This window comes from Melaminivora sp. (assembly GCF_032059615.1).
Classification (GTDB): domain Bacteria; phylum Pseudomonadota; class Gammaproteobacteria; order Burkholderiales; family Burkholderiaceae_C; genus Melaminivora.
This window is the reverse complement of the sequence record NZ_DAMCAM010000058.1, coordinates 1-18,862: the sequence shown is the minus strand read 5'-3', so window position 1 is coordinate 18,862 and position 18,862 is coordinate 1. Positions and strand designations below refer to the sequence as shown.

Sequence of the window (18,862 nt, the reverse complement as noted above, 5' to 3'; positions counted from 1 at the left end):
TGCTGGGCCGCGTGGCCGACGCCGCGCCGCTGCGCCGCAACGTGACCATCGAGGATGTGGGCAACGTGGCTGCCTTTCTGCTCTCCGACCTGGCCAGCGGCGTGACGGCCGAGATCACCTACGTCGATGGCGGCTTCAGCCAGACCGCCGGGTTGTCGGCGGACCAGGTCTGAGCCTCGGCTCGGTTGTCGCTCCCTCTCCTGCGTGCGGGAGAGGGCTGGGGTGAGGGCGGCGGACATGGGCGTTGCGCCCGAACCTCCCTCTTACCCCTACCCTCTCCCCCTGAGGGGCAAGGGAGTCTCATGGCCCATTGGGCCGAAAACCATTGCCAGCCGTGCACAAGCAGCTATCTTTTTTGAGAGGGACCAAATGGCAAGTCCCTCTCACCCTTGCCGCTGTCCTGCTTTGCTCAGCCCTGCTGGCGCCCGCCGCTAGCGCCCAGCCCGACACTTTTCCTTCCCCCACATTGGCGCAGCCCTACCAGCGCGGCATCGACCTATCCGCCTACTGGGTTAGCGAAAAATACGACGGCGTGCGCGCCTTGTGGGACGGTCGGCAGCTGCGCTCCCGCCAGGGCCTGCCCATCCGCGCACCGGCCTGGTTCACCACCGGCTGGCCCGCCACGCCCATGGACGGCGAGCTGTGGGCTGGGCGCGGGCAGTTTGCTGCCGCGCAGTCGGCGGTGGCCCATGCACAGCCGCAGGACGCTTCATGGCGCGCGCTGCGCTACATGGTGTTCGACCTGCCCGCGCACGGCGGTCCGTTCGATGTCCGCTTGCCTGCGCTGCAGGCGCATGTGGCCGGCCTGGGCCAGCCCTGGGTGCAGGCCGTGCCCCAGTGGCGCGTGGCCAGCCATGGCACGCTGATGGCGCAGCTGCACCAGCACGAGCGCGGCGGCGCGGAAGGGCTGATGCTGCGCCGTGGCGATGCGCCGCACCAAGGCGGGCGCAGCGGCGACCTGCTGAAGGTGAAGTCCCTTGAGGACGCAGAAGGCGTGGTCATCGCCCACCTGCCCGGCCAAGGCAAGTACGCGGGCCTGACGGGCGCGCTGCTGGTGCAGCTGCCGGACGGCCGCCGCCTGCGCCTGGGCAGCGGCCTCCCCGATGCGCTGCGCCGCACGCCGCCGCCCGTGGGCAGCACCGTCACCTATCGCTACAACGGCACGCACGGCACGGGCGGCGTGCCGCGCTTCGCCCGCTTCTGGCGCGTGCGGGCCGACGAGGCGCCAGTGCCGCAAAATTTGCAACAAAACCGGCCTCAGCCCTTGTCCAGCAACGACCTGTAGCTATCAAATCCGCAAACACAAACCGCCTGGGGGACAGACCCACCAGGCGGCTTGCCAGGGGCCCGCGGGGCCCGTGCATCAGATGATGCGGCTGTACGCCCCGTCGTCGCCCACCTGCACCAGCTTCTTGCCCTTGCCGGCGTTGCTGCGCGACTTCGGGATCTCGGTCTTCTCGGTGGTCACGCAGTCGGCGTAGTAACGCACCACGCCGTCCTCGTCCTCGATCTCCACCAAGCCGTGGATGTCGGTCTCGAAGCCTGGTGAGAGCTTGGAGAACTCGCGCGAGAACTTCAGGTAGTCCACGATCTTCTTGTTGAAGACCTCGCCGGGGATGAGCAGCGGGATGCCCGGCGGGTACGGCGTGATCAGGCTGGTGGTGATGCGCCCCTCCAGCTCGTCGATGGGCACGCGCTCGGTGCGGCGCTGCGCGATGTGGGCATAGGCGTCGCTGGGCTTCATGGCCGGCGTCAGGTCGCTTAGATACATCTCGGTCGTCAGGCGCGCCACGTCGTACTTGGCGTACAGCTCGTGCACGTGCTGGCACAGGTCCTGCAGGCCCATGCGCTCGTAGCGTTTGTGCTGCGCACAAAAATCCGGAAGGATGCGCCACATGGGCTGGTTCTTCTCGTAGTCGTCCTTGAACTGCTGCAGCGCGGCCAGCAGCGTGTTCCAGCGGCCCTTGGTGATGCCGATGGTGAACATGATGAAGAAGCTGTACAGGCCGGTCTTCTCAACCACCACGCCGTGCTCGGCCAGGTATTTGGTGACGATGCTCGCCGGGATGCCGGTGCGGTCGAACTTGCCGTCCAGGTTCAGGCCGGGCGTGACGATTGTTGACTTGATCGGGTCCAGCATGTTGAAGCCATCGGCCAGCGGGCCGAAGCCATGCCACTTGCCCTTGCCCTTCTTGCCACGGGCATCGCTGCGCAGGATCCAGTCGTCGGCGCGGCCGATGCCCTCTTCCACCAGCCCGTCCGGGCCCCAGACCTTGAACCACCAGTCGTCCTTGCCGAAGTCTTCCTCGACTTCGCGCATGGCGCGGCGAAAGTCCAGGGCTTCCAGGATGGATTCCTCCACCAGCGCGGTGCCGCCGGGCGGCTCCATCATGGCGGCGGCCACGTCGCAGCTGGCGATGATGCTGTACTGCGGGCTGGTCGAGGTGTGCATCAGGTACGCCTCGTTGAACAGGTGGCGGTCCAGCTTGGTGGTCTGGCTGTCCTGCACCAGCACGTGGCTGGCCTGGCTGATGCCGGCCAGCAGCTTGTGGATGGACTGCGTGGCGTAGACCACCGACTCCTTCGGCCGCGCGCGCTTCTTGCCCATCGAGTGGTAGGTGCCGTAGAACGGGTGGAAGGCAGCGTGCGGCAGCCAGGCCTCGTCGAAATGCAGGTTGTCGACGTAGCCATCGAGCATGCCCTTGATGGTCTCGGTGTTGTAGAGCACGCCGTCGTAGGTGGACTGCGTCAGCGTCATGACACGCGGCTTGACCTTCTTCGGGTCCACGCCCTTGAGCAGCGGGTTGGCGCGGATCTTGGCCTGGATCGTTTCCGGCTCGAACTCGGACTTCGGGATCGGGCCGATGATGCCGAAGTGGTTGCGCGTGGGTTTCAGGAACACCGGCACCGCGCCCGTCATGATGATCGAGTGCAGGATGGACTTGTGGCAGTTGCGGTCCACCACCACCACGTCGCCCGGCGCCACGGTGTGGTGCCAGACCATCTTGTTGCTGGTCGACGTGCCGTTGGTGACGAAGAAGCAGTGGTCGGCATTGAAGATGCGCGCGGCGTTGCGCTCGCTCTCGCCGATGGCGCCGTTGTGGTCCAGCAACTGGCCGAGTTCCTCCACGGCGTTGCAGACGTCGGCGCGCAGCATGTTCTCGCCATAGAACTGGTGGTACATCTGGCCCACAGGGCTTTTCAGGAAGGCCACGCCGCCCGAGTGGCCCGGGCAGTGCCAGCTGTAGGAGCCGTCCTCGGCATAGTCCAGCAGGGCCTTGAAGAACGGCGGCTGCACGCCTTCGAGGTAGCTCTTGGCCTCGCGGATGATGTGGCGCGCCACGAATTCGGGCGTGTCCTCGAACATGTGGATGAAGCCGTGCAGCTCGCGCAGGATGTCGTTGGGCAGGTGGCGCGCGGTCTTGGTCTCGCCGTGCACGTAGATGGGCACGTCGGCGTTTTTCTTGCGCACTTCGCTGATGAAGTTGCGCAGGCTCAGCACGATCGGGTCATGCCCCGTGCCCAGGGTGAATTCCTCGTCATCGATCGACAGGATGAAGGCGCTGGCGCGGCTTTGCTGCTGGGCGAACTGCGTCAGGTCACCGTAGCTGGTCACGCCCAGCACCTCGAAGCCCTCGGCCTCGATGGCCTGCGCCAGCGCGCGGATGCCCAGGCCCGACGTGTTGTCCGAGCGGTAGTCCTCGTCGATGATGACGATGGGAAAGCGGAATTTCATGCGCTGCGCCTCCGGCCTGCGGGTCAAAAGGAAAAGAGCCGCGAAGTGTACGGAATAAGCATGTCGGCACGGGGAGGCGGGTGTCATTTCGCACAGAATCCCTGCACCTACTGGAGGATTCATGAATCTGGACGCTTCCACCCTGTGGTGGCTCATGGCCGGCGGCGCAGTGGTGGCGGAACTGCTCACGGGCACGTTCTACCTGCTGATGCTGGCCCTGGGCCTGGCCGCGGGCGCCGTTGCGGCCCATGCCGGCCTGGGCCCGGTGCCTCAGCTGCTGGCAAGCGCCGTGGTGGGCACGGCCGCGGTGCTGGCCGCCTACCGGGTGCGGCGGGGCCGGCCCGGCGACCCGCCCGCCCGGGCGGACCGCAGCGTGAACCTCGACGTGGGCGAGACGGTGCACGTCGATGCTTGGCGCCCCGACGGCACGGCGCTCGTGCGCTACCGCGGCGCCCACTGGACGGCCATCCACCGTCCGGGCGTCACCCCGGCCGTCGGCGCGCACCGGGTGGCCGAGCTGGTGGGCAACCGCCTGCTGGTCGATCCGCTGTAAGGTGCAGGCTTCTCCCGTCCCTCGTCCCTTCTTCAAAGGCACCCCATGGAAGTCGCCATCGTCCTGTTCGTCATCGCCGCGCTGTTCATCGTGCGCTCGGTGCAGATCGTGCCGCAGCAGCACGCCTGGGTGAAGGAGCGCCTGGGCAAGTATGCCGGCACGCTCTCGCCCGGCCTCAAGTTCATCATCCCCCTGGTGGACCGCATCGCCTACAGGCACAACCTGAAGGAAATCCCGCTGGACGTGCCCAGCCAGGTCTGCATCACCAAGGACAACACGCAGCTGCAGGTGGACGGCATCCTGTACTTCCAGGTCACCGACCCCATGCGTGCCAGTTATGGCTCGTCCAACTACGTCATGGCGGTGACGCAACTGGCCCAGACCTCGCTGCGCAGCGTGATCGGCCGGCTGGAGCTGGACAAGACCTTTGAAGAGCGCGACATGATCAACGCCCAGGTGGTGGCGGCCATCGACGAAGCGGCGCTCAACTGGGGCGTGAAGGTGCTGCGCTACGAAATCAAAGACCTGACGCCCCCGGCCGAAATCCTGCGCGCCATGCAGGCGCAGATCACGGCAGAGCGCGAAAAGCGCGCACTGATCGCGGCCTCCGAGGGCCGGCGCCAGGAGCAGATCAACATTGCTACCGGCGAGCGCGAGGCCTTCATCGCGCGCTCGGAGGGCGAGAAGCAGGCCGCCATCAATAATGCCCAGGGCCAGGCGGCGGCCATCCTGACCGTGGCCTCCGCCACGGCGCAGGCAATCGAACGCATCGCCGGCGCTATCCGCCAGCCGGGTGGCGAGCAGGCCGTGCAGCTGCGCGTGGCGGAAAAGGCCGTCGAGGCTTACGGCAAGGTGGCGGCCGATGCCAACACCACGCTGATCGTGCCCAGCAACATGACCGAGGTCTCTGCGCTGGTCGGCTCGGCCATGCAGATGATCAAGACCGGGCAGCAGGCAGGCTGATCGGCCCGCCGGCGGTCAGGTCAGCTGTCCCGGATTTCGCGCCGGTCGGGCTCGTCGCTGGGCTCGACACGGTCGGACATGATCTCGGCCGGAGGCGCGAGGTCGCCGCTGTCACTGCCCTCGTCCTCCCAGGTTCCGCCGGTGCGGCGGGTGTCGCCGCGCGGGCGCTCCATGGTGCCGTCCTCGAAGTTGAGCGGCCCGTCCCCCGGGATGTCGTCGAAGGCATGGGCGGTGATGTCGTCCATGCCGTCGGAGACGTCCATCTCGGCGCTCAGCACGTCATTGGCTTCGGCGGCCGTGTCCGCTTGCGCGGTGGCTTCCTCGGGCGTGTCGGCAGCCAGGGAGCCGGGAATGCTTTGAATTTTCGACATGGCGGGTTCTCCTTGAATGACTATCTGCCCAGGGTCGGGCCTAGCCATGCCCGGCCCGGTCGGGCCCGGGCCACAACGCCGGTAGGAGCGCGCCGCCAGCGCAACCCCGGTCCCGCCCACGTAGGCGCGGCCCTACCCGGATTCGGGGCGGCTGCTGGCGCACGACATCTACGCAGATGCGAGGGCAGCCGATACCCTTGCTTTTGTCCTCGAACTACCCTTCTGGCAACACCATGAGCAAAATCCAAGCCGCCGTCCTGGGCGTCATGAAGGACATCGCCACCACGGGCATCGCCAAGCTGCAGCGCAACATCCAGCAGGGCTACAGCTTCCGCGGCATCGAGTCGGCCATGAACGAGCTGTCGCCCCTGCTGGTCAAGCATGGCATCACGGTGACGCCGTCCTACTCCGAACTCCTGGTGCATGAGCGTTTTCGCGGCGATCCCAAGGACGGGCGCGCCATCCGCTTCTGCACGCTCAAGGGAACGTTCCGGTTTTCTGCCGAGGACGGGTCGCACGTGGTCAGCGAGTGCTACGGCGAGGCCATGGACAGCGGCGACAAGGCCGTGACCAAGGCCCAGTCCATCGCGTTTCGCACGGCCCTCTTCCAGCAGTTCGTGGTGCCGACCATGGCAATGGACCCCGAGTCCTACCTGGATGCGGAGGACGAGGACATCGCCCTGAACTCACCCGCTCCGCCGGACGAACTCATGGACGCCGCCGTCAACGCAGCCAACGCGGGCCTGGAGGCCTACAAGAGCTTCTGGCAGTCGGCCACTCCCGCTGATCGCCTGGCGCTCGCCACGCACCACGCCCAGCTCAAGGCCACGGCCCAGCGCGTGACTGCGGGCGGCGACACGGATGCTGGTCAGTGACGCACCTCAAGGCAGCCCGCAATGGTTTGCCGCACGCCTGGGCAGGGCTACGGGAAGCCGTTTTGCCGATGTGCTGGCCGGCGGCCGCGGCCTGAGCCGCCGCGCTTACGCCACTCAGCTGGCGCTTGAGATCATCACGGGAAGCCCTACGGACACCTTCGTTTCCCTGGCCATGGAGATGGGCAGCGAACGCGAGCCCCTGGCCCGGGCGCACTATGAGGCGCTGACCGGCAATTTCGTCACCGAAGTGGGGTTCTGCGAGCACGACTGGCTGCCTTGCGGGGTCTCGCCCGACGGCTTGATCGAGGACGAGGGCGGACTGGAGATCAAATGCCCGAAAGAGCGCGCACACGCCGAGTACCTGACCCTGCCCGCAGAGCCCCCCGCCTACACCGCACAGATCCAGGGCTGCCTGTGGATCACGGGCCGCAAATGGTGGGACTTCGTCAGCTTCAACCCGTCCTTCCCGGTCAATGCACGCCTCATCATGCGCCGCATCCCGCGCGATGAGGCCTACATCCAGCGTCTGGAGGCGGCCATCGAGAGCTTCAGCAGCGAGGTGCAGGATCTGGTGACGCTGATACGGGAGTACCGCAACCCGGTGCTTTGAAGCTGGGGACGAAAAAAGAGGGAACCACCGCGTCGCGATGGATCCCTCTTGTTCCGATGGATGGTGGAGCTGGCGGGAATTGAACCCGCGTCCGTAAGCCTTCTTCGGGCAGATCTACATGTTTAGCGTGCTGATTTGGATCTCGCCTCCCACATCGCGCAGACGCACGCTATGCGGCAAGCCAGCACCCTTTTTTCTCACGTCCTGTCAAGGTACCCGGCAGGACGCCAGCTGATGTGAATTCCCTTGCAGCCGGGAGGCCTTGCGGCCCCCTTGCCCAGCCCATCAGCGTGCTGTTGCAAGGCTCACCGGTGTTTAAGCGGCGAGTGCGAAACGTTCGTCGTTTGCAGTTAGTTTGTTGAATGGAGATTTACGAGCGTCAATCAAGCTCGACATGCACCACACCGATTCCGAACCCACGTCGAAACCAGGACAGCCCCGAGTCGCGTAGTTTAAGCCAGTCCCAGCGTTTTCAAGAGGTCCAGGGGCTTTTCTATGTTCGCATCCGCACCCCAGGTCGTGGCCTCGGCGTCCTCGCCCAGGTAGCCGTACAGGGCAGCTACCGTGGCCATGCCTGCTGCTCGCCCGGCCTGGACATCGCGCAGATCGTCACCGACGTAGATGCAGCCTTGCGCCGGCAACGCCAGGCGGGAGGCCGCCTCGAGCAGCGGCGCCGGGTGGGGCTTGGCGTGGGGCGTGGTGTCGCCGCTGATGACGACAGACGCGTGGTGGAATATTTCCATGCGCTCGACGATGAGCGAGGTGAAGCGCTCGGACTTGTTCGTGACCACGCCCCAGGGCACGCCGCTGCGCTGCAGGGCCTGCAGCAGCTCGCCGACCTGCGGGAAGACGTGGGTGCTGTCGTGGATGCAGCTTTCGTAGTTATCGAAGAACTCTTTCTTGAGCGGCCCGAAGTCCGGGTGCTCGGGGGTCATGCCAAAGGCAACCGACAGCATGCCGCGCGCTCCTGCCCCGGCCATGCAGCGGTAGTCCGCCAGCGGCAGCGGTGGCATGCCGCGATCGGTCCGCAGGCGGTTGGCCGCATGTCCCAGGTCGGGGGCGCTGTCGATCAGTGTGCCGTCCAGATCGAACAGCACGGCGCGCACCTGGCGCCAGGGGCCGGGCCTCATGCCGCCGGGCGCCGGGTGGCAAAGAGGTAGTTCACGCTGGTGTCGGAACTCAGCCAGTAGCGCCTGGTTGCCGGGTTGTATTCCATCCCGCGCGTGTGCAGCACATCCAGACCGACACTGCGGCAGGCGGCCGCCAGTTCACTCGGCTGGATGAACTTGGCATATTCGTGCGTACCGCGGGGCAGCAGCCTGAGCAGGTACTCAGCTCCCAGGATGGCGAACGCAAAGGCCTTGGGGTTGCGGTTGATGGTGGAGAAGAACACCCACCCGCCCGGCTTGACCAGCCGCGCGCAGCTGCTCACCACCGAATGCGGATCGGGCACATGCTCCAGCATCTCCATGCAGGTCACGGTGTCGAAGGAGTCTGGCGCCTCGCGAGCCAGGTCCTCCACACTGATTTCGCGGTAACGGACACGCGGCGTCTGGGCTTCGATGGCATGCAGGCGCGCCACCCGCAGGGCCTTGGTGGCCAAGTCTATGCCCAGCACATCCGCACCCTTGCGCGCCATGGAGTCGGCCAGGATGCCCCCGCCGCAGCCCACATCCAACACGCACTGACCGTCGAGCGGCGCGATCTGATGGATCCAGTCCAAGCGCAGCGGGTTGATCTGGTGCAGCGGCCGGAACTCGCTATCCGGGTCCCACCAGCGGTGGGCAAGCTCGGAGAATTTTGCCAGTTCAGCCGGATCGGCGTTCACGTTCTCGGTCATTGGTGCATTGTCCATTGAAAAGGTCTGGACGAAAAAAAGCCCCGTTGCCGGGGCTCTTTTTGGTCACTGAACGAAGATCAGTTGGCGCGGGTGCCCACGACTTCGATTTCCACGCGGCGATTCTTGGCGCGGCCTTCCTTGGTCTTGTTGTCGGCGACAGGCTGCTTCTCGCCCTTGCCTTCCGTATAGACGCGATTCTTTTCGATGCCCTTGGAGACCAGATAGGCCTTCACGGCTTCGGCGCGGCGCACGGACAGCTTTTGGTTGTAAGCATCGGTACCGATGGAGTCGGTGTGACCCACGGCGATGATGACTTCCAGGTTGATGTTCTTGACCTTGGAGACCAGGTCGTCCAGCTTGGCCTTGCCTTCGGGCTTGAGGACGGACTTGTCGAAGTCGAAGAAAGCGTCAGCGGCGTAGGTCACCTTGCTGGCGGTGGCCGGGGCGGGTGCCGGGGCCGGTGCGGGAGCAGGTGCCGGAGCAGGCGCGGCGACGGGTGCCGGGGCAGCCTTCACCAGAGCGCCATCGCAGCCTTCGGCGGCGGTGGCGGGGGTCCAGTTGGCATCGCGCCAGCACAGCTCGTTCGTGCCGTTCTTCCAGACCAGCTCGCCCGTGCCGTTTTGCCAGTTGTCGATGACGTTGCCGCCGTCGGCAGCCTTCACTTGGGCACCAGCCGAGGTAGCAAGCACGGCAGAGGCCAACAACATCGCCACTTTGTTCAGTTTCTTCATGGTTCTCCTCTTGGGGAATAAGCCGCAGCCGCGCTGCGAATGATGGACGCCGCCAGTGACCGCCACCGACGAAAACGTTGAAACGATTGTGCCATACGTAACAAGGGCAGCGCGACCTGGGCGAGGCGCGAACCGTAGGACAAAAGCGCAATCCCGGGGATATGTTGCGCTGCTACGACAAGACCTTGCACCTAAAATGACCGCTCGCCCGCTTGCCGTCCCTTGCCTTTTCTCGCCGCCATGATTCAGTTTGCCAAAGAGACTCTGCCCATCAGCCTGGAAGAGGAGATGCGCCGCAGCTATCTCGATTACGCCATGAGCGTGATCGTGGGCCGCGCCCTGCCCGATGCGCGTGACGGCCTCAAGCCCGTGCACCGGCGCGTGCTGTACGCCATGCACGAGCTCAACAACGATTGGAACCGGCCGTACAAGAAATCGGCCCGTATCGTCGGCGACGTGATCGGTAAATACCACCCGCACGGCGACAGCGCGGTGTACGACACGATCGTGCGCATGGCGCAGGATTTCTCGCTGCGCCACATGCTGGTGGACGGCCAAGGCAACTTCGGCTCGGTCGACGGCGACAACGCCGCGGCCATGCGCTACACCGAAATCCGCCTGGCAAAAATTGCGCACGAAATGCTGGCCGACATCGACAAAGAGACGGTCGATTTCGGGCCCAACTACGACGGCAGCGAGAAGGAGCCGCTGGTGCTGCCCAGCCGCCTGCCCAACCTGCTGGTCAACGGCTCGGCCGGCATTGCGGTGGGCATGGCCACCAACATTCCGCCGCACAACCTGAACGAGGTGGTTGACGCTTGTTTGCACTTGCTGCGCCACCCTGAAGCTTCCATCGACGAGCTGATGGAGATCATCCCGGCGCCCGACTTCCCCACGGCCGGCATCATCTACGGCATCAACGGCGTGAAGGAAGGCTACCGCACGGGCCGCGGCCGGGTGGTGATGCGTGCCAAGGTGCACTTCGAGGACATCGACCGCGGCCAGCGCCAGGCCATCATCGTTGACGAGCTGCCCTACCAGGTCAACAAAAAGACGCTGCAGGAGCGCATGGCCGAGCTGGTGCACGAGAAGAAGCTCGAGGGCATCAGCCACATCCAGGACGAATCCGACAAATCGGGTATGCGCCTGGTGATCGAGCTCAAGCGCGGCGAGGTGCCCGAGGTGGTGCTGAACAACCTGTACAAGCAGACGCAGTTGCAGGACACCTTCGGCATGAACATGGTGGCGCTGATCGACGGCCAACCGCGCCTGTGCAACCTGAAGGACCTGGTCGAGGTCTTCCTGCAGCACCGCCGCGAGGTGGTCACGCGGCGCACGGTGTTCGAGCTGCGCCGCGCACGCGAGCGTGGCCATGTGCTGGAGGGCCTGGCGGTGGCTCTGGCCAACATCGACGAATTTATTCGCATCATCCGTGAATCGCCCACGCCGCCGGTGGCCAAGGCCGAGCTGATGACGCGCGCCTGGGACAGCCAGCTGGTGCGCGAGATGCTGACGCGCACACGCGAGGACGGCGGCGTGGTGCGTGCCGACGACTACCGCCCCGAGAGCCTGGAGCGCGAATTCGGCATGCAGGCCGGCGGCCTGTACCGCCTGTCGGACACCCAGGCCCAGGAGATCCTGCAGATGCGCCTGCAGCGCCTCACCGGGTTGGAGCAGGACAAGATCGTCGCCGAATACAAGGGTGTGATGGCGCAGATCGAGGATTTGCTGGACATCCTGGCGCGGCCGGGCCGGGTCTCGACCATCATCGGCGAGGAACTCACCGCCCTGCGCACCGAGTTCGGCCAGACGCGCTTGGGCGCGCGGCGCAGCACCATCGAGCACAGCGCGCAGGATCTCTCCACCGAAGACCTGATCACGCCCACCGACATGGTGGTGACACTCAGCCACACCGGCTACATCAAGAGCCAGCCCCTGTCCGAATACCGGGCGCAGCGGCGCGGCGGGCGCGGCAAGCAGGCCACGCAGACCAAGGAAGACGACTGGGTCGACCAGCTCTTCATCGCCAACACGCACGACTGGATCCTGTGCTTCTCCAACCGCGGGCGCCTGTACTGGCTGAAGGTGTGGGAGGTGCCGGCGGGCTCGCGCGGCTCGCGCGGGCGGCCGATCGTCAACATGTTCCCGCTGCAGGACGGCGAGAAGATCAACGTGGTGCTGCCGCTCACCGGGGCCATGCGCAACTTCCCCGAGGACCACTTCATCTTCATGGCCACCAGCATGGGCACGGTGAAGAAGACAGCGCTGTCGGAGTTCTCCAACCCGCGCAAGGTCGGCATCATCGCCGTGGGGCTGGACGAGGGCGACTATCTCATCGGCGCTGCGCTGACCGACGGGCAGCACGACGTGATGCTGTTCTCCGACGGTGGCAAGGCCGTGCGCTTTGACGAAAACGACGTGCGTCCCATGGGCCGCAACGCGCGGGGCGTCAAGGGCATGACCCTCGACGAAGGCCAGAGCGTGATTGCCATGCTGGTGGCCGAGGACGAATCGCAGAGCGTGCTCACCGCCACCGAGAACGGCTACGGCAAGCGCACGCCGATCACCGAGCACACCCGCCACGGCCGGGGCACCAAGGGCATGATCGCCATCCAGCAGTCCGAGCGCAACGGCCGCGTGGTTGCCGCCACGCTGGTGCGCACGGACGACGAGATCATGCTGATCACCGATACCGGGGTGCTGGTGCGCACGCGGGTCTCGGAGATCCGCGAACTCGGCCGCGCCACGCAGGGCGTGACGCTGATCGCCCTGGACGATGGCGCGCGCCTGTCCGGCGTGCAGCGCATCGTGGAGAACGACGCCCAGATGGCCGATGCGCCAGATGCCTCGGACACGCCGGACGCGCCTGCCGAAGAGTGACCGGCAGCCCCGGAATCTTCAAAAACAATAGCTGTACCCCGTTGCCTGGCAAGGGCAAAAGCCATATTTCACTTGAAAACCACATGAACCGCCCTTACAACTTCTCCGCCGGCCCGGCCGCCATCCCTGAAGAAGTGCTGCGCCAGGCTGCCGCCGAGATGCTGGACTGGCACGGCAGCGGCATGGGCGTGATGGAAATGAGCCACCGGGGCAAGGAGTTCATCGCCATCTACGAGCAGGCCGAGAGCGACCTGCGCGAGCTGTTGGCCGTGCCGCCGCAGTTTCGCATCCTGTTCATGCAGGGCGGCGGCCTGGCCGAGAACGCCATCGTGCCGCTGAACCTGTCGCGTGCGGCCACGGTGGACTTCGTCGTCACCGGCGCCTGGAGCGCCAAATCGCGCAAGGAGGCGCTCAAGTACGCCGCCGAGGTGCATACCGCCGCCTCGGGCGAGGACAGCGGCTTCACCACCCTGCCCGACCCGGACAGCTGGCGCCTGAGCCGCGGCGCCAGCTACGTGCACCTGTGCAGCAACGAGACCATCCACGGCGTCGAGTTCCACGAGCTGCCCGACCTGCGCGCGCTCGGCAGCGACGCGCCGCTGGTCATCGATTTCTCCTCGCACGTGGCCTCGCGCCCGGTGGACTGGTCGCGCGTAGGCCTGGCGTTTGGCGGCGCGCAGAAGAACCTGGGCCCTGCCGGCCTGACGCTGGTGGTGGTGCGCGAGGATCTGCTCGGCCACGCCTTGCCCATCTGCCCCAGCGCCTTCGACTACGCCGTGGTGGCCGAGAACCGCTCCATGTTCAACACGCCGCCGACCTGGGGCATCTACATCGCGGGCCTCACTTTCCAGTGGCTGCTGCGCCAGCGCGAGGGCGACACCACGGGCATCGCCGCCATCGAGCGGCGCAACGTTGCCAAAGCCGGGCGGCTGTACGACTACATCGACCAGTCGCAGTTCTACGTGAACAAGGTGGCGCCCAACTGCCGCTCGCGCATGAACATCCCGTTCCAGCTGCGCGACGAGTCGCGCAGCGACGCCTTCCTGGTGGGCGCCAAGGAGCGCGGGCTGCTGCAGCTCAAGGGCCACAAGTCCGTGGGCGGCATGCGTGCCAGCCTCTACAACGCCATGCCCATGGAAGGCGTGGAGGCGCTGCTCGCCTACATGCAAGAATTCGAGCGGCACCAAGCCTGAGGCGCGAGCGCTCTCTCCCTCATCATCCAGAAACATCCTGCGCGGGCCAGCGAACCTGCGTCTCTTTGCCTGCCCCGCCCATGTCCAGCCCTCTTGCCTCTCCCGACCTCGCCAAGCTGCGGGTGCAGATCGACAGTCTCGACCAGCAGCTGCTCAGCCTGCTCAACCAGCGCGCCCAGGTGGCCGAGCAGGTGGGCGAGCTGAAGAAACGCGAGGGCACGCCCTTCTTCCGGCCCGACCGGGTCGCCCAGGTCATCGAGAAGATCACCGGCGCCAACCCCGGCCCGCTCAGGGACGCGCACGTGGCCGCCATCTGGCGCGAAATCATGTCGGCCTGTCTGGCGCTTGAATCCCCCCAGCGCGTGGCCGTGCTGGGCCCGGAAGGCACCTTCTGCGAGCAGGCTGCCATCGAATACTTCGGCGGCGCGGCCGACCTGATGTATTGCAACAGCTTCGACGAGGTCTTCCACGCCACGGCGGCCGGCAGCGCGCAATACGGCGTGGTGGGCGTGGAAAACTCCAACGAAGGCGTGGTCACCCGCTCGCTGGACATGTTCCTGCACACGCCCTGCCACGTGGTGGGCGAGGTCAGTCTGCTGGTGCGCCACAACCTGCTGCGCCAAAGCCCCTCGGCCGAGGGCATAGAGGCCGTGCTGGCACATCCGCAGGCGCTCGCCCAGTGCCACGCCTGGCTGGCCAAGCACCTGCCGCACGCCGAGCGCCGCCCGGTGTCGAGCAACGCGGAAGGCGCACGCCTGGCGGCCACCCACCCGGGCTGGGCCGCCATCTCCAGCGAGCGCGCAGCGCAGCAGTACGGCCTGCACGTGGTGGCGCGCGCCATCCAGGACGACGCCTACAACCGCACGCGCTTTGCCGTCATCTGCCTGCCGCACACCCTGGCCACACCCGAGCCTTCGGGCCGGGATTGCACCAGCCTGATCATCTCGGTGCCCAACCGCCCGGGCGCGGTACACGACCTGCTGATGCCGCTGAAAAAACACGGCGTCTCCATGACGCGTTTCGAGTCCCGCCCGGCGCGCACCGGCCAGTGGGAGTACTACTTCTACATCGACATCGAGGGCCACCCGGCCCAGGCCAACGTGGCGGCGGCGCTGGCCGAGCTGCAGGGGCTGTGCGCCTTCTACAAAGTGCTGGGCACCTACCCGGTGGCGGCCTGAGCGGCGGGTCGGCCATGTTCGGGCAACTGGGGCTGATCGGCTGCGGCCTGATGGGCGGCTCGTTCGCGCTGGCGTGCCGGCGCGCTGGGCTGGTGCAGCGCGTGGTGGGCTACAGTGCCTCGCCCGCCTCCACCGCGCGGGCCCGGCAGCTGGGCGTGATCGACGCCGAGGCGGCCAGCGCGCGCGAGGCCGCCGAGGGCGCCGACCTGGTGCTGCTGGCCGTGCCGGTCGCGGCCACCGGGGCGACGCTGGCCGCCATCCGCCCGGCGGTGACGGCGCAGACACTCATCATGGATGTGGGCTCGACCAAGGGCGACGTGGTCCACGCGGCGCAGCAGGCGCTGCAGGGGCTTTGCACCCGCTTCGTGCCCGCCCACCCAATTGCCGGGCGCGAGGTGGCGGGCGTGGAACACGCCGACGCCCGGCTCTACCAGGGTGCCCGCGTCATCCTTACTCCCACCGCGCAGACCGACACGGCGGCGCTGCAGCGCGCCGAAGGGCTCTGGACCGCGCTGGGCTGCCATGTGCAGCGCATGGCGCCCGAGGTACACGACGCGGCCTTTGCCGCCGTCAGCCACCTGCCCCACCTGCTTGCCTTTGCCATGATGGGCAGCATCGCCGCGCAGCCGCACGCGCAGGCGCTGCTGTCCGTCGCCGGCCCGGGCTTTCGCGACTTCACGCGCATCGCCGCGGCCGAGCCGCAGCTGTGGCGCGACGTGCTGCGCGCCAACCGGGACGAGGTCCTGGCACAGGCGCAGCACTTTCGCCAGGCCCTGTCGGAGCTGGAATCGGCCCTGCAGGCCGGGGACGGGGGCGACGCGCTGCTGGCGCTGATCGCCCAGGCCAGCGAGCAGCGCGCGCAGTGGCGCCCGGGCGGCGCCGATTCTTTGAAGGACGACTGATGTTTTCCACCGCTTTTCTCGACCTGCCCCCGCTCGCGAGCGCCGGGGGCAGCGTGCAGCTGCCGGGCTCCAAGAGCATCTCCAACCGGGTGCTGCTGCTGGCCTCCCTGAGCGAGGGCACGACCGAAGTGCGCGACCTGCTGGCGTCCGACGACACGCGCGTCATGCTCGATGCGCTGCGCGCGATCGGCTGCGGCGTGGAGGAGTCTGCCGGCGACACGGTGCGCATCACCGGCCTGGGCGGGCGGGCGCCGCACTCACCGGCGAAACTGTTCCTGGGCAACGCCGGCACGGCCATGCGGCCCCTGACGGCCGCGCTGGCGCTGCTGGGCGGGCAGTTCGAGCTCTCGGGCATCGCGCGCATGCACGAGCGGCCCATCGGCGACCTGGTCGACGCCCTGCGCCAGCTCGGCTGCCGCATCGACTACCTGGGCAACGAGGGCTTTCCCCCGCTGCGCATCGCCCATGGCGCCGGCCTGCCGCCGCTGCAGCTGCGCGAGCCCATCCGCGTACGCGGGGACGTCTCCAGCCAGTTCCTGACCGCCCTGCTCATGGCGCTGCCGCTGGCGGCCGGCCAGCAGGCCATCACCATCGAGGTGGTGGGCGAGCTGATCTCCCGGCCCTACATCCACATCACGCTGGAGCTGCTGGCCCGCTTTGGCATCCAAGTGCAGCACGACGGCTGGCAGCGCTTCACCATCCCTGCGGGGAGCCGCTACGTCTCGCCCGGCAGCATCCACGTCGAGGCCGATGCCTCGTCCGCCAGCTATTTCATAGCACTGGGCGCCCTGGCGGCGCCGGCTGGGGGCACAAACCCCTTGAAAATCCTGGGCGTGGGGCTGGACTCGATCCAGGGCGACATCCGCTTCATCGAGGCCGCGCAGGCCATGGGCGCGCGCGTGCAAGGCGGCCCGCAGTGGCTGCAGGTCGAGCGCGGCGCCTGGCCGCTCAAGGCCATCGACCTGGACTGCAACCACATCCCCGACGCAGCCATGACGCTGGCGGTGATGGCGCTGTACGCCGACGGCCCCAGCACCCTGCGCAACATCGCCAGCTGGCGCGTCAAGGAGACCGACCGCATCGCCGCCATGGCTTGCGAGCTGCGCAAGCTCGGCGCCAGCGTCGAGGAGGGGCCGGACTGGCTGCGCGTCCACCCCCTGCCCGATGCGGCCGACTGGCGCGCGGCCAGCATCCACACCTATGACGACCACCGCGTCGCCATGTGCTTCTCGCTGGCGGCCTTCAACCCCGCCGGCCTGCCGGTGCGCATCGAAGATCCGCGCTGCGTCGCCAAGACCTTCCCCGACTACTTCGAGGCCCTTTTTGCCGTCGCCCGGGCGCGGCCCGGGGCCATCCCGGTGCTCTGCGTCGACGGACCCACCGCCTCGGGCAAGGGCACGGTGGCAGCCGCCGTGGCGCAGCGCCTGGGCTATCACTTCCTGGACTCGGGCGCGCTCTACCGCACCACGGCGCTGGCGGCCACGCGCGCGGGCATCACCATCGGGCCCGAGGAGGAGCCGCGCATCGCCGCGCTGGCTGCCGCCCTGCCGCTGCGCTTCCAGGACGGCCGCGTGTGGCTGGACGGGGACGACGTCAGCGATGCCATCCGCACCGAAGAGGCGGGCATGGCCGCCTCGCGCGTCTCCGCCCTGCCCCAGGTGCGCGCGGCGCTGGTGGCGCTGCAGCAGGGCTTTCGTCGTCTGCCCGGCCTGGTGGCGGACGGACGCGACATGGGCACCGCGATCTTCCCCGAAGCGCCGATGAAGGTCTTCCTCACGGCAAGCGCTGCGGTGCGCGCCGAAAGGCGGCATAAACAGTTGATGGACAAAGGCATTTTCAGTACAATTGCCGACCTTCTTTCGGACCTTCAGGCGCGCGACGCGCGCGATGCGAGCCGCAGCGCCTCGCCCCTGAAGCCCGCGGAAGACGCCCTGATGCTTGACAACTCCTCCTGCACGATCGACGAGGCCGTGGATCAGGTGATTGACTGGTGGCAGGCACGCCAGCCGTTCTGAGCGGTTCCGCCCGGCAGCTGGCTTTTTTGCGACCCGCAAGGCTCCCATCGCGCTTTCCCTGCGCACCGGCCTTGGCGGATTTTCCAACCCCAACCCCCGCGGCGCGACGCCGCATCACCCCCGCAAGCCGTCATAGAAACAGTGGCAATAGTGCCCCTGGAAACCCGCCTGCGGACAAGGAACCCCATGTCTGAATCTTTTGCCGCCCTGTTCGAAGAATCGCTGCAACGCACGGAAATGCGCCCTGGCGAGGTCATCACCGCCGAGGTCGTGCGTGTCGAGCACAACTTCGTGGTCGTGAATGCCGGCCTGAAGTCCGAAGCCTATGTGCCGATCGACGAATTCAAGAACGACCAGGGCGAGATCGAAGTCCAGGAAGGCGACTTCGTGTCGGTCGCAATCGGCTCGATCGAGAACGGCTATGGCGACACCATCCTGTCGCGTGACACCGCCAAGCGCCTGGCCTCCTGGCTGGCGCTGGAGCAGGCGCTCGAGTCCGGCGACTTCGTCACCGGCACCACGTCCGGCCGCGTCAAGGGCGGCCTCACCGTGCTGGTCAACGGCATCCGCGCCTTCCTGCCCGGCTCGCTGATCGACACCCGCCCGGTCAAGGACCTGACCCCCTACGAGAACAAGACCCTGGAATTCAAGGTCATCAAGCTCGACCGCAAGCGCAACAACGTGGTACTGTCGCGCCGCGCCGTGGTCGAGGCCTCGATGGGCGAAGAGCGCGCCAAGCTGATGGAGACGCTCAAGGAAGGCGCCATCGTCCAGGGCGTGGTCAAGAACATCACCGAATACGGTGCCTTCGTGGACCTGGGCGGCATCGACGGCCTGCTGCACATCACCGACATGGCCTGGCGCCGCGTGCGCCACCCCTCCGAGGTGGTGCATGCCGGCCAGGAGATCACGGCCAAGATCCTCAAGTTCGACACCGAGAAAAACCGCGTCTCGCTGGGTCTCAAGCAAATGGGCGACGACCCGTGGCTGGGCGTGTCGCGCCGCTACCCCTCGG

Annotated in this window: 17 protein-coding genes and 1 other RNA gene; 12 read left to right on the top strand and 6 right to left on the bottom strand. The window is 67.0% G+C overall.

The window, feature by feature from the left end:
- Together RT051_RS12065 and RT051_RS12060 are read left to right on the top strand one after the other, a co-directional pair.
- The coding region (locus RT051_RS12065) for an SDR family oxidoreductase (protein ID WP_313077062.1) at positions 1-173 on the top strand (173 nt) is incomplete at its 5' end.
- Between the two features lie 182 nt (positions 174-355).
- Complete coding sequence (locus tag RT051_RS12060; protein ID WP_409520601.1) at positions 356-1,285, top strand: DNA ligase; 930 nt, start codon at positions 356-358, stop codon at positions 1,283-1,285.
- A gap of 78 nt (positions 1,286-1,363) precedes the next feature.
- Here the strand turns inward: RT051_RS12060 and RT051_RS12055 are convergent, their stop codons facing one another.
- Entirely contained in the window at positions 1,364-3,736 is a 2,373-nt protein-coding gene (locus RT051_RS12055) for an arginine/lysine/ornithine decarboxylase (RefSeq protein WP_313077056.1), read from the bottom strand.
- Positions 3,737-3,857: 121 nt separating this feature from the next.
- Here RT051_RS12055 and RT051_RS12050 point away from each other — a divergent pair, with 121 nt between their 5' ends.
- The gene (locus RT051_RS12050) at positions 3,858-4,289 is read left to right on the top strand and encodes an NfeD family protein (protein ID WP_313077053.1); all 432 of its coding nucleotides are present in this window, start codon (positions 3,858-3,860) and stop codon (positions 4,287-4,289) included.
- 45 nt (positions 4,290-4,334) lie between these two features.
- Positions 4,335-5,252 carry a stomatin-like protein gene (locus RT051_RS12045; protein ID WP_313077051.1) on the top strand — a complete coding sequence of 306 codons (918 nt, stop codon included), beginning with the start codon at positions 4,335-4,337 and terminating at the stop codon, positions 5,250-5,252.
- Positions 5,253-5,272: 20 nt separating this feature from the next.
- Here the strand turns inward: RT051_RS12045 and RT051_RS12040 are convergent, their stop codons facing one another.
- Positions 5,273-5,623, bottom strand: a complete 351-nt coding sequence (locus RT051_RS12040; protein WP_313077048.1) for a serine/threonine protein kinase — start codon at positions 5,621-5,623, stop codon at positions 5,273-5,275.
- 233 nt (positions 5,624-5,856) lie between these two features.
- Between RT051_RS12040 and RT051_RS12035 the strand changes: the two genes are divergently transcribed.
- A complete protein-coding gene (locus tag RT051_RS12035) occupies positions 5,857-6,498 on the top strand; it encodes an ERF family protein (protein ID WP_313077046.1) in 642 nt (213 codons plus the stop codon).
- On the top strand, positions 6,485-7,108 hold the full coding sequence (locus tag RT051_RS12030) for a YqaJ viral recombinase family protein (protein WP_313077043.1): 624 nt from the start codon (positions 6,485-6,487) through the stop codon (positions 7,106-7,108). The genes RT051_RS12035 and RT051_RS12030 overlap by 14 nt, the downstream gene beginning before the upstream one ends.
- 61 nt (positions 7,109-7,169) lie before the next feature.
- Here the strand turns inward: RT051_RS12030 and ssrA are convergent.
- The 4 genes from ssrA to ompA all read right to left on the bottom strand — a co-directional run bounded on the left by ssrA (position 7,170) and on the right by ompA (position 9,679).
- Positions 7,170-7,548, bottom strand: a transfer-messenger RNA (tmRNA) gene (gene ssrA, locus RT051_RS12025).
- Positions 7,549-7,560: 12 nt separating this feature from the next.
- Positions 7,561-8,238: a phosphoglycolate phosphatase gene (gene gph, locus RT051_RS12020; protein ID WP_313077040.1), complete on the bottom strand. Its 678-nt coding sequence runs from the start codon at positions 8,236-8,238 to the stop codon at positions 7,561-7,563.
- Positions 8,235-8,948, bottom strand: a complete 714-nt coding sequence (ubiG, locus tag RT051_RS12015) for a bifunctional 2-polyprenyl-6-hydroxyphenol methylase/3-demethylubiquinol 3-O-methyltransferase UbiG (RefSeq protein ID WP_313077038.1) — start codon at positions 8,946-8,948, stop codon at positions 8,235-8,237. Before ubiG ends, gph begins: the two co-directional genes overlap by 4 nt.
- 77 nt (positions 8,949-9,025) lie before the next feature.
- Positions 9,026-9,679: an outer membrane protein OmpA gene (gene ompA, locus RT051_RS12010; RefSeq protein ID WP_313077036.1), complete on the bottom strand. Its 654-nt coding sequence runs from the start codon at positions 9,677-9,679 to the stop codon at positions 9,026-9,028.
- A 240-nt stretch (positions 9,680-9,919) separates the two neighbouring features.
- On the opposite strand from ompA, the gene gyrA reads away from it, so the two are divergent.
- The 6 genes from gyrA to RT051_RS11980 form a co-directional block, all read left to right on the top strand.
- Positions 9,920-12,559 carry a DNA gyrase subunit A gene (gene gyrA / locus RT051_RS12005; RefSeq protein ID WP_313077033.1) on the top strand — a complete coding sequence of 880 codons (2,640 nt, stop codon included), beginning with the start codon at positions 9,920-9,922 and terminating at the stop codon, positions 12,557-12,559.
- Between the two features lie 83 nt (positions 12,560-12,642).
- Complete coding sequence (gene serC / locus RT051_RS12000) at positions 12,643-13,752, top strand: 3-phosphoserine/phosphohydroxythreonine transaminase (protein ID WP_313077029.1); 1,110 nt, start codon at positions 12,643-12,645, stop codon at positions 13,750-13,752.
- An 80-nt stretch (positions 13,753-13,832) separates the two neighbouring features.
- Positions 13,833-14,930 (top strand): prephenate dehydratase, encoded by a 1,098-nt coding sequence (pheA, locus tag RT051_RS11995; RefSeq protein ID WP_313077027.1) that lies wholly within the window; start codon positions 13,833-13,835, stop codon positions 14,928-14,930.
- A 14-nt stretch (positions 14,931-14,944) separates the two neighbouring features.
- Complete coding sequence (locus RT051_RS11990; RefSeq protein ID WP_313077024.1) at positions 14,945-15,832, top strand: prephenate dehydrogenase/arogenate dehydrogenase family protein; 888 nt, start codon at positions 14,945-14,947, stop codon at positions 15,830-15,832.
- Positions 15,832-17,847 carry a bifunctional 3-phosphoshikimate 1-carboxyvinyltransferase/cytidylate kinase gene (locus RT051_RS11985; protein ID WP_313077021.1) on the top strand — a complete coding sequence of 672 codons (2,016 nt, stop codon included), beginning with the start codon at positions 15,832-15,834 and terminating at the stop codon, positions 17,845-17,847. Before RT051_RS11990 ends, RT051_RS11985 begins: the two co-directional genes overlap by 1 nt.
- A 186-nt stretch (positions 17,848-18,033) precedes the next feature.
- The coding region (locus RT051_RS11980; RefSeq protein WP_313077018.1) for a S1 RNA-binding domain-containing protein at positions 18,034-18,862 on the top strand (829 nt) is incomplete at its 3' end.

Coding starts and splice junctions, on each gene's coding strand:
- RT051_RS12055 (WP_313077056.1), bottom strand. CDS start 3,736: ATGAAATTCCGCTTTCCCATCGTCATCATCGACGAGGACTACCGCTCG.
- RT051_RS12050 (WP_313077053.1), top strand. CDS start 3,858: ATGAATCTGGACGCTTCCACCCTGTGGTGGCTCATGGCCGGCGGCGCA.
- RT051_RS12045 (WP_313077051.1), top strand. CDS start 4,335: ATGGAAGTCGCCATCGTCCTGTTCGTCATCGCCGCGCTGTTCATCGTG.
- RT051_RS12040 (WP_313077048.1), bottom strand. CDS start 5,623: ATGTCGAAAATTCAAAGCATTCCCGGCTCCCTGGCTGCCGACACGCCC.
- RT051_RS12035 (WP_313077046.1), top strand. CDS start 5,857: ATGAGCAAAATCCAAGCCGCCGTCCTGGGCGTCATGAAGGACATCGCC.
- RT051_RS12030 (WP_313077043.1), top strand. CDS start 6,485: ATGCTGGTCAGTGACGCACCTCAAGGCAGCCCGCAATGGTTTGCCGCA.
- gph (WP_313077040.1), bottom strand. CDS start 8,238: ATGAGGCCCGGCCCCTGGCGCCAGGTGCGCGCCGTGCTGTTCGATCTG.
- ubiG (WP_313077038.1), bottom strand. CDS start 8,948: ATGACCGAGAACGTGAACGCCGATCCGGCTGAACTGGCAAAATTCTCC.
- ompA (WP_313077036.1), bottom strand. CDS start 9,679: ATGAAGAAACTGAACAAAGTGGCGATGTTGTTGGCCTCTGCCGTGCTT.
- gyrA (WP_313077033.1), top strand. CDS start 9,920: ATGATTCAGTTTGCCAAAGAGACTCTGCCCATCAGCCTGGAAGAGGAG.
- serC (WP_313077029.1), top strand. CDS start 12,643: ATGAACCGCCCTTACAACTTCTCCGCCGGCCCGGCCGCCATCCCTGAA.
- pheA (WP_313077027.1), top strand. CDS start 13,833: ATGTCCAGCCCTCTTGCCTCTCCCGACCTCGCCAAGCTGCGGGTGCAG.
- RT051_RS11990 (WP_313077024.1), top strand. CDS start 14,945: ATGTTCGGGCAACTGGGGCTGATCGGCTGCGGCCTGATGGGCGGCTCG.
- RT051_RS11985 (WP_313077021.1), top strand. CDS start 15,832: ATGTTTTCCACCGCTTTTCTCGACCTGCCCCCGCTCGCGAGCGCCGGG.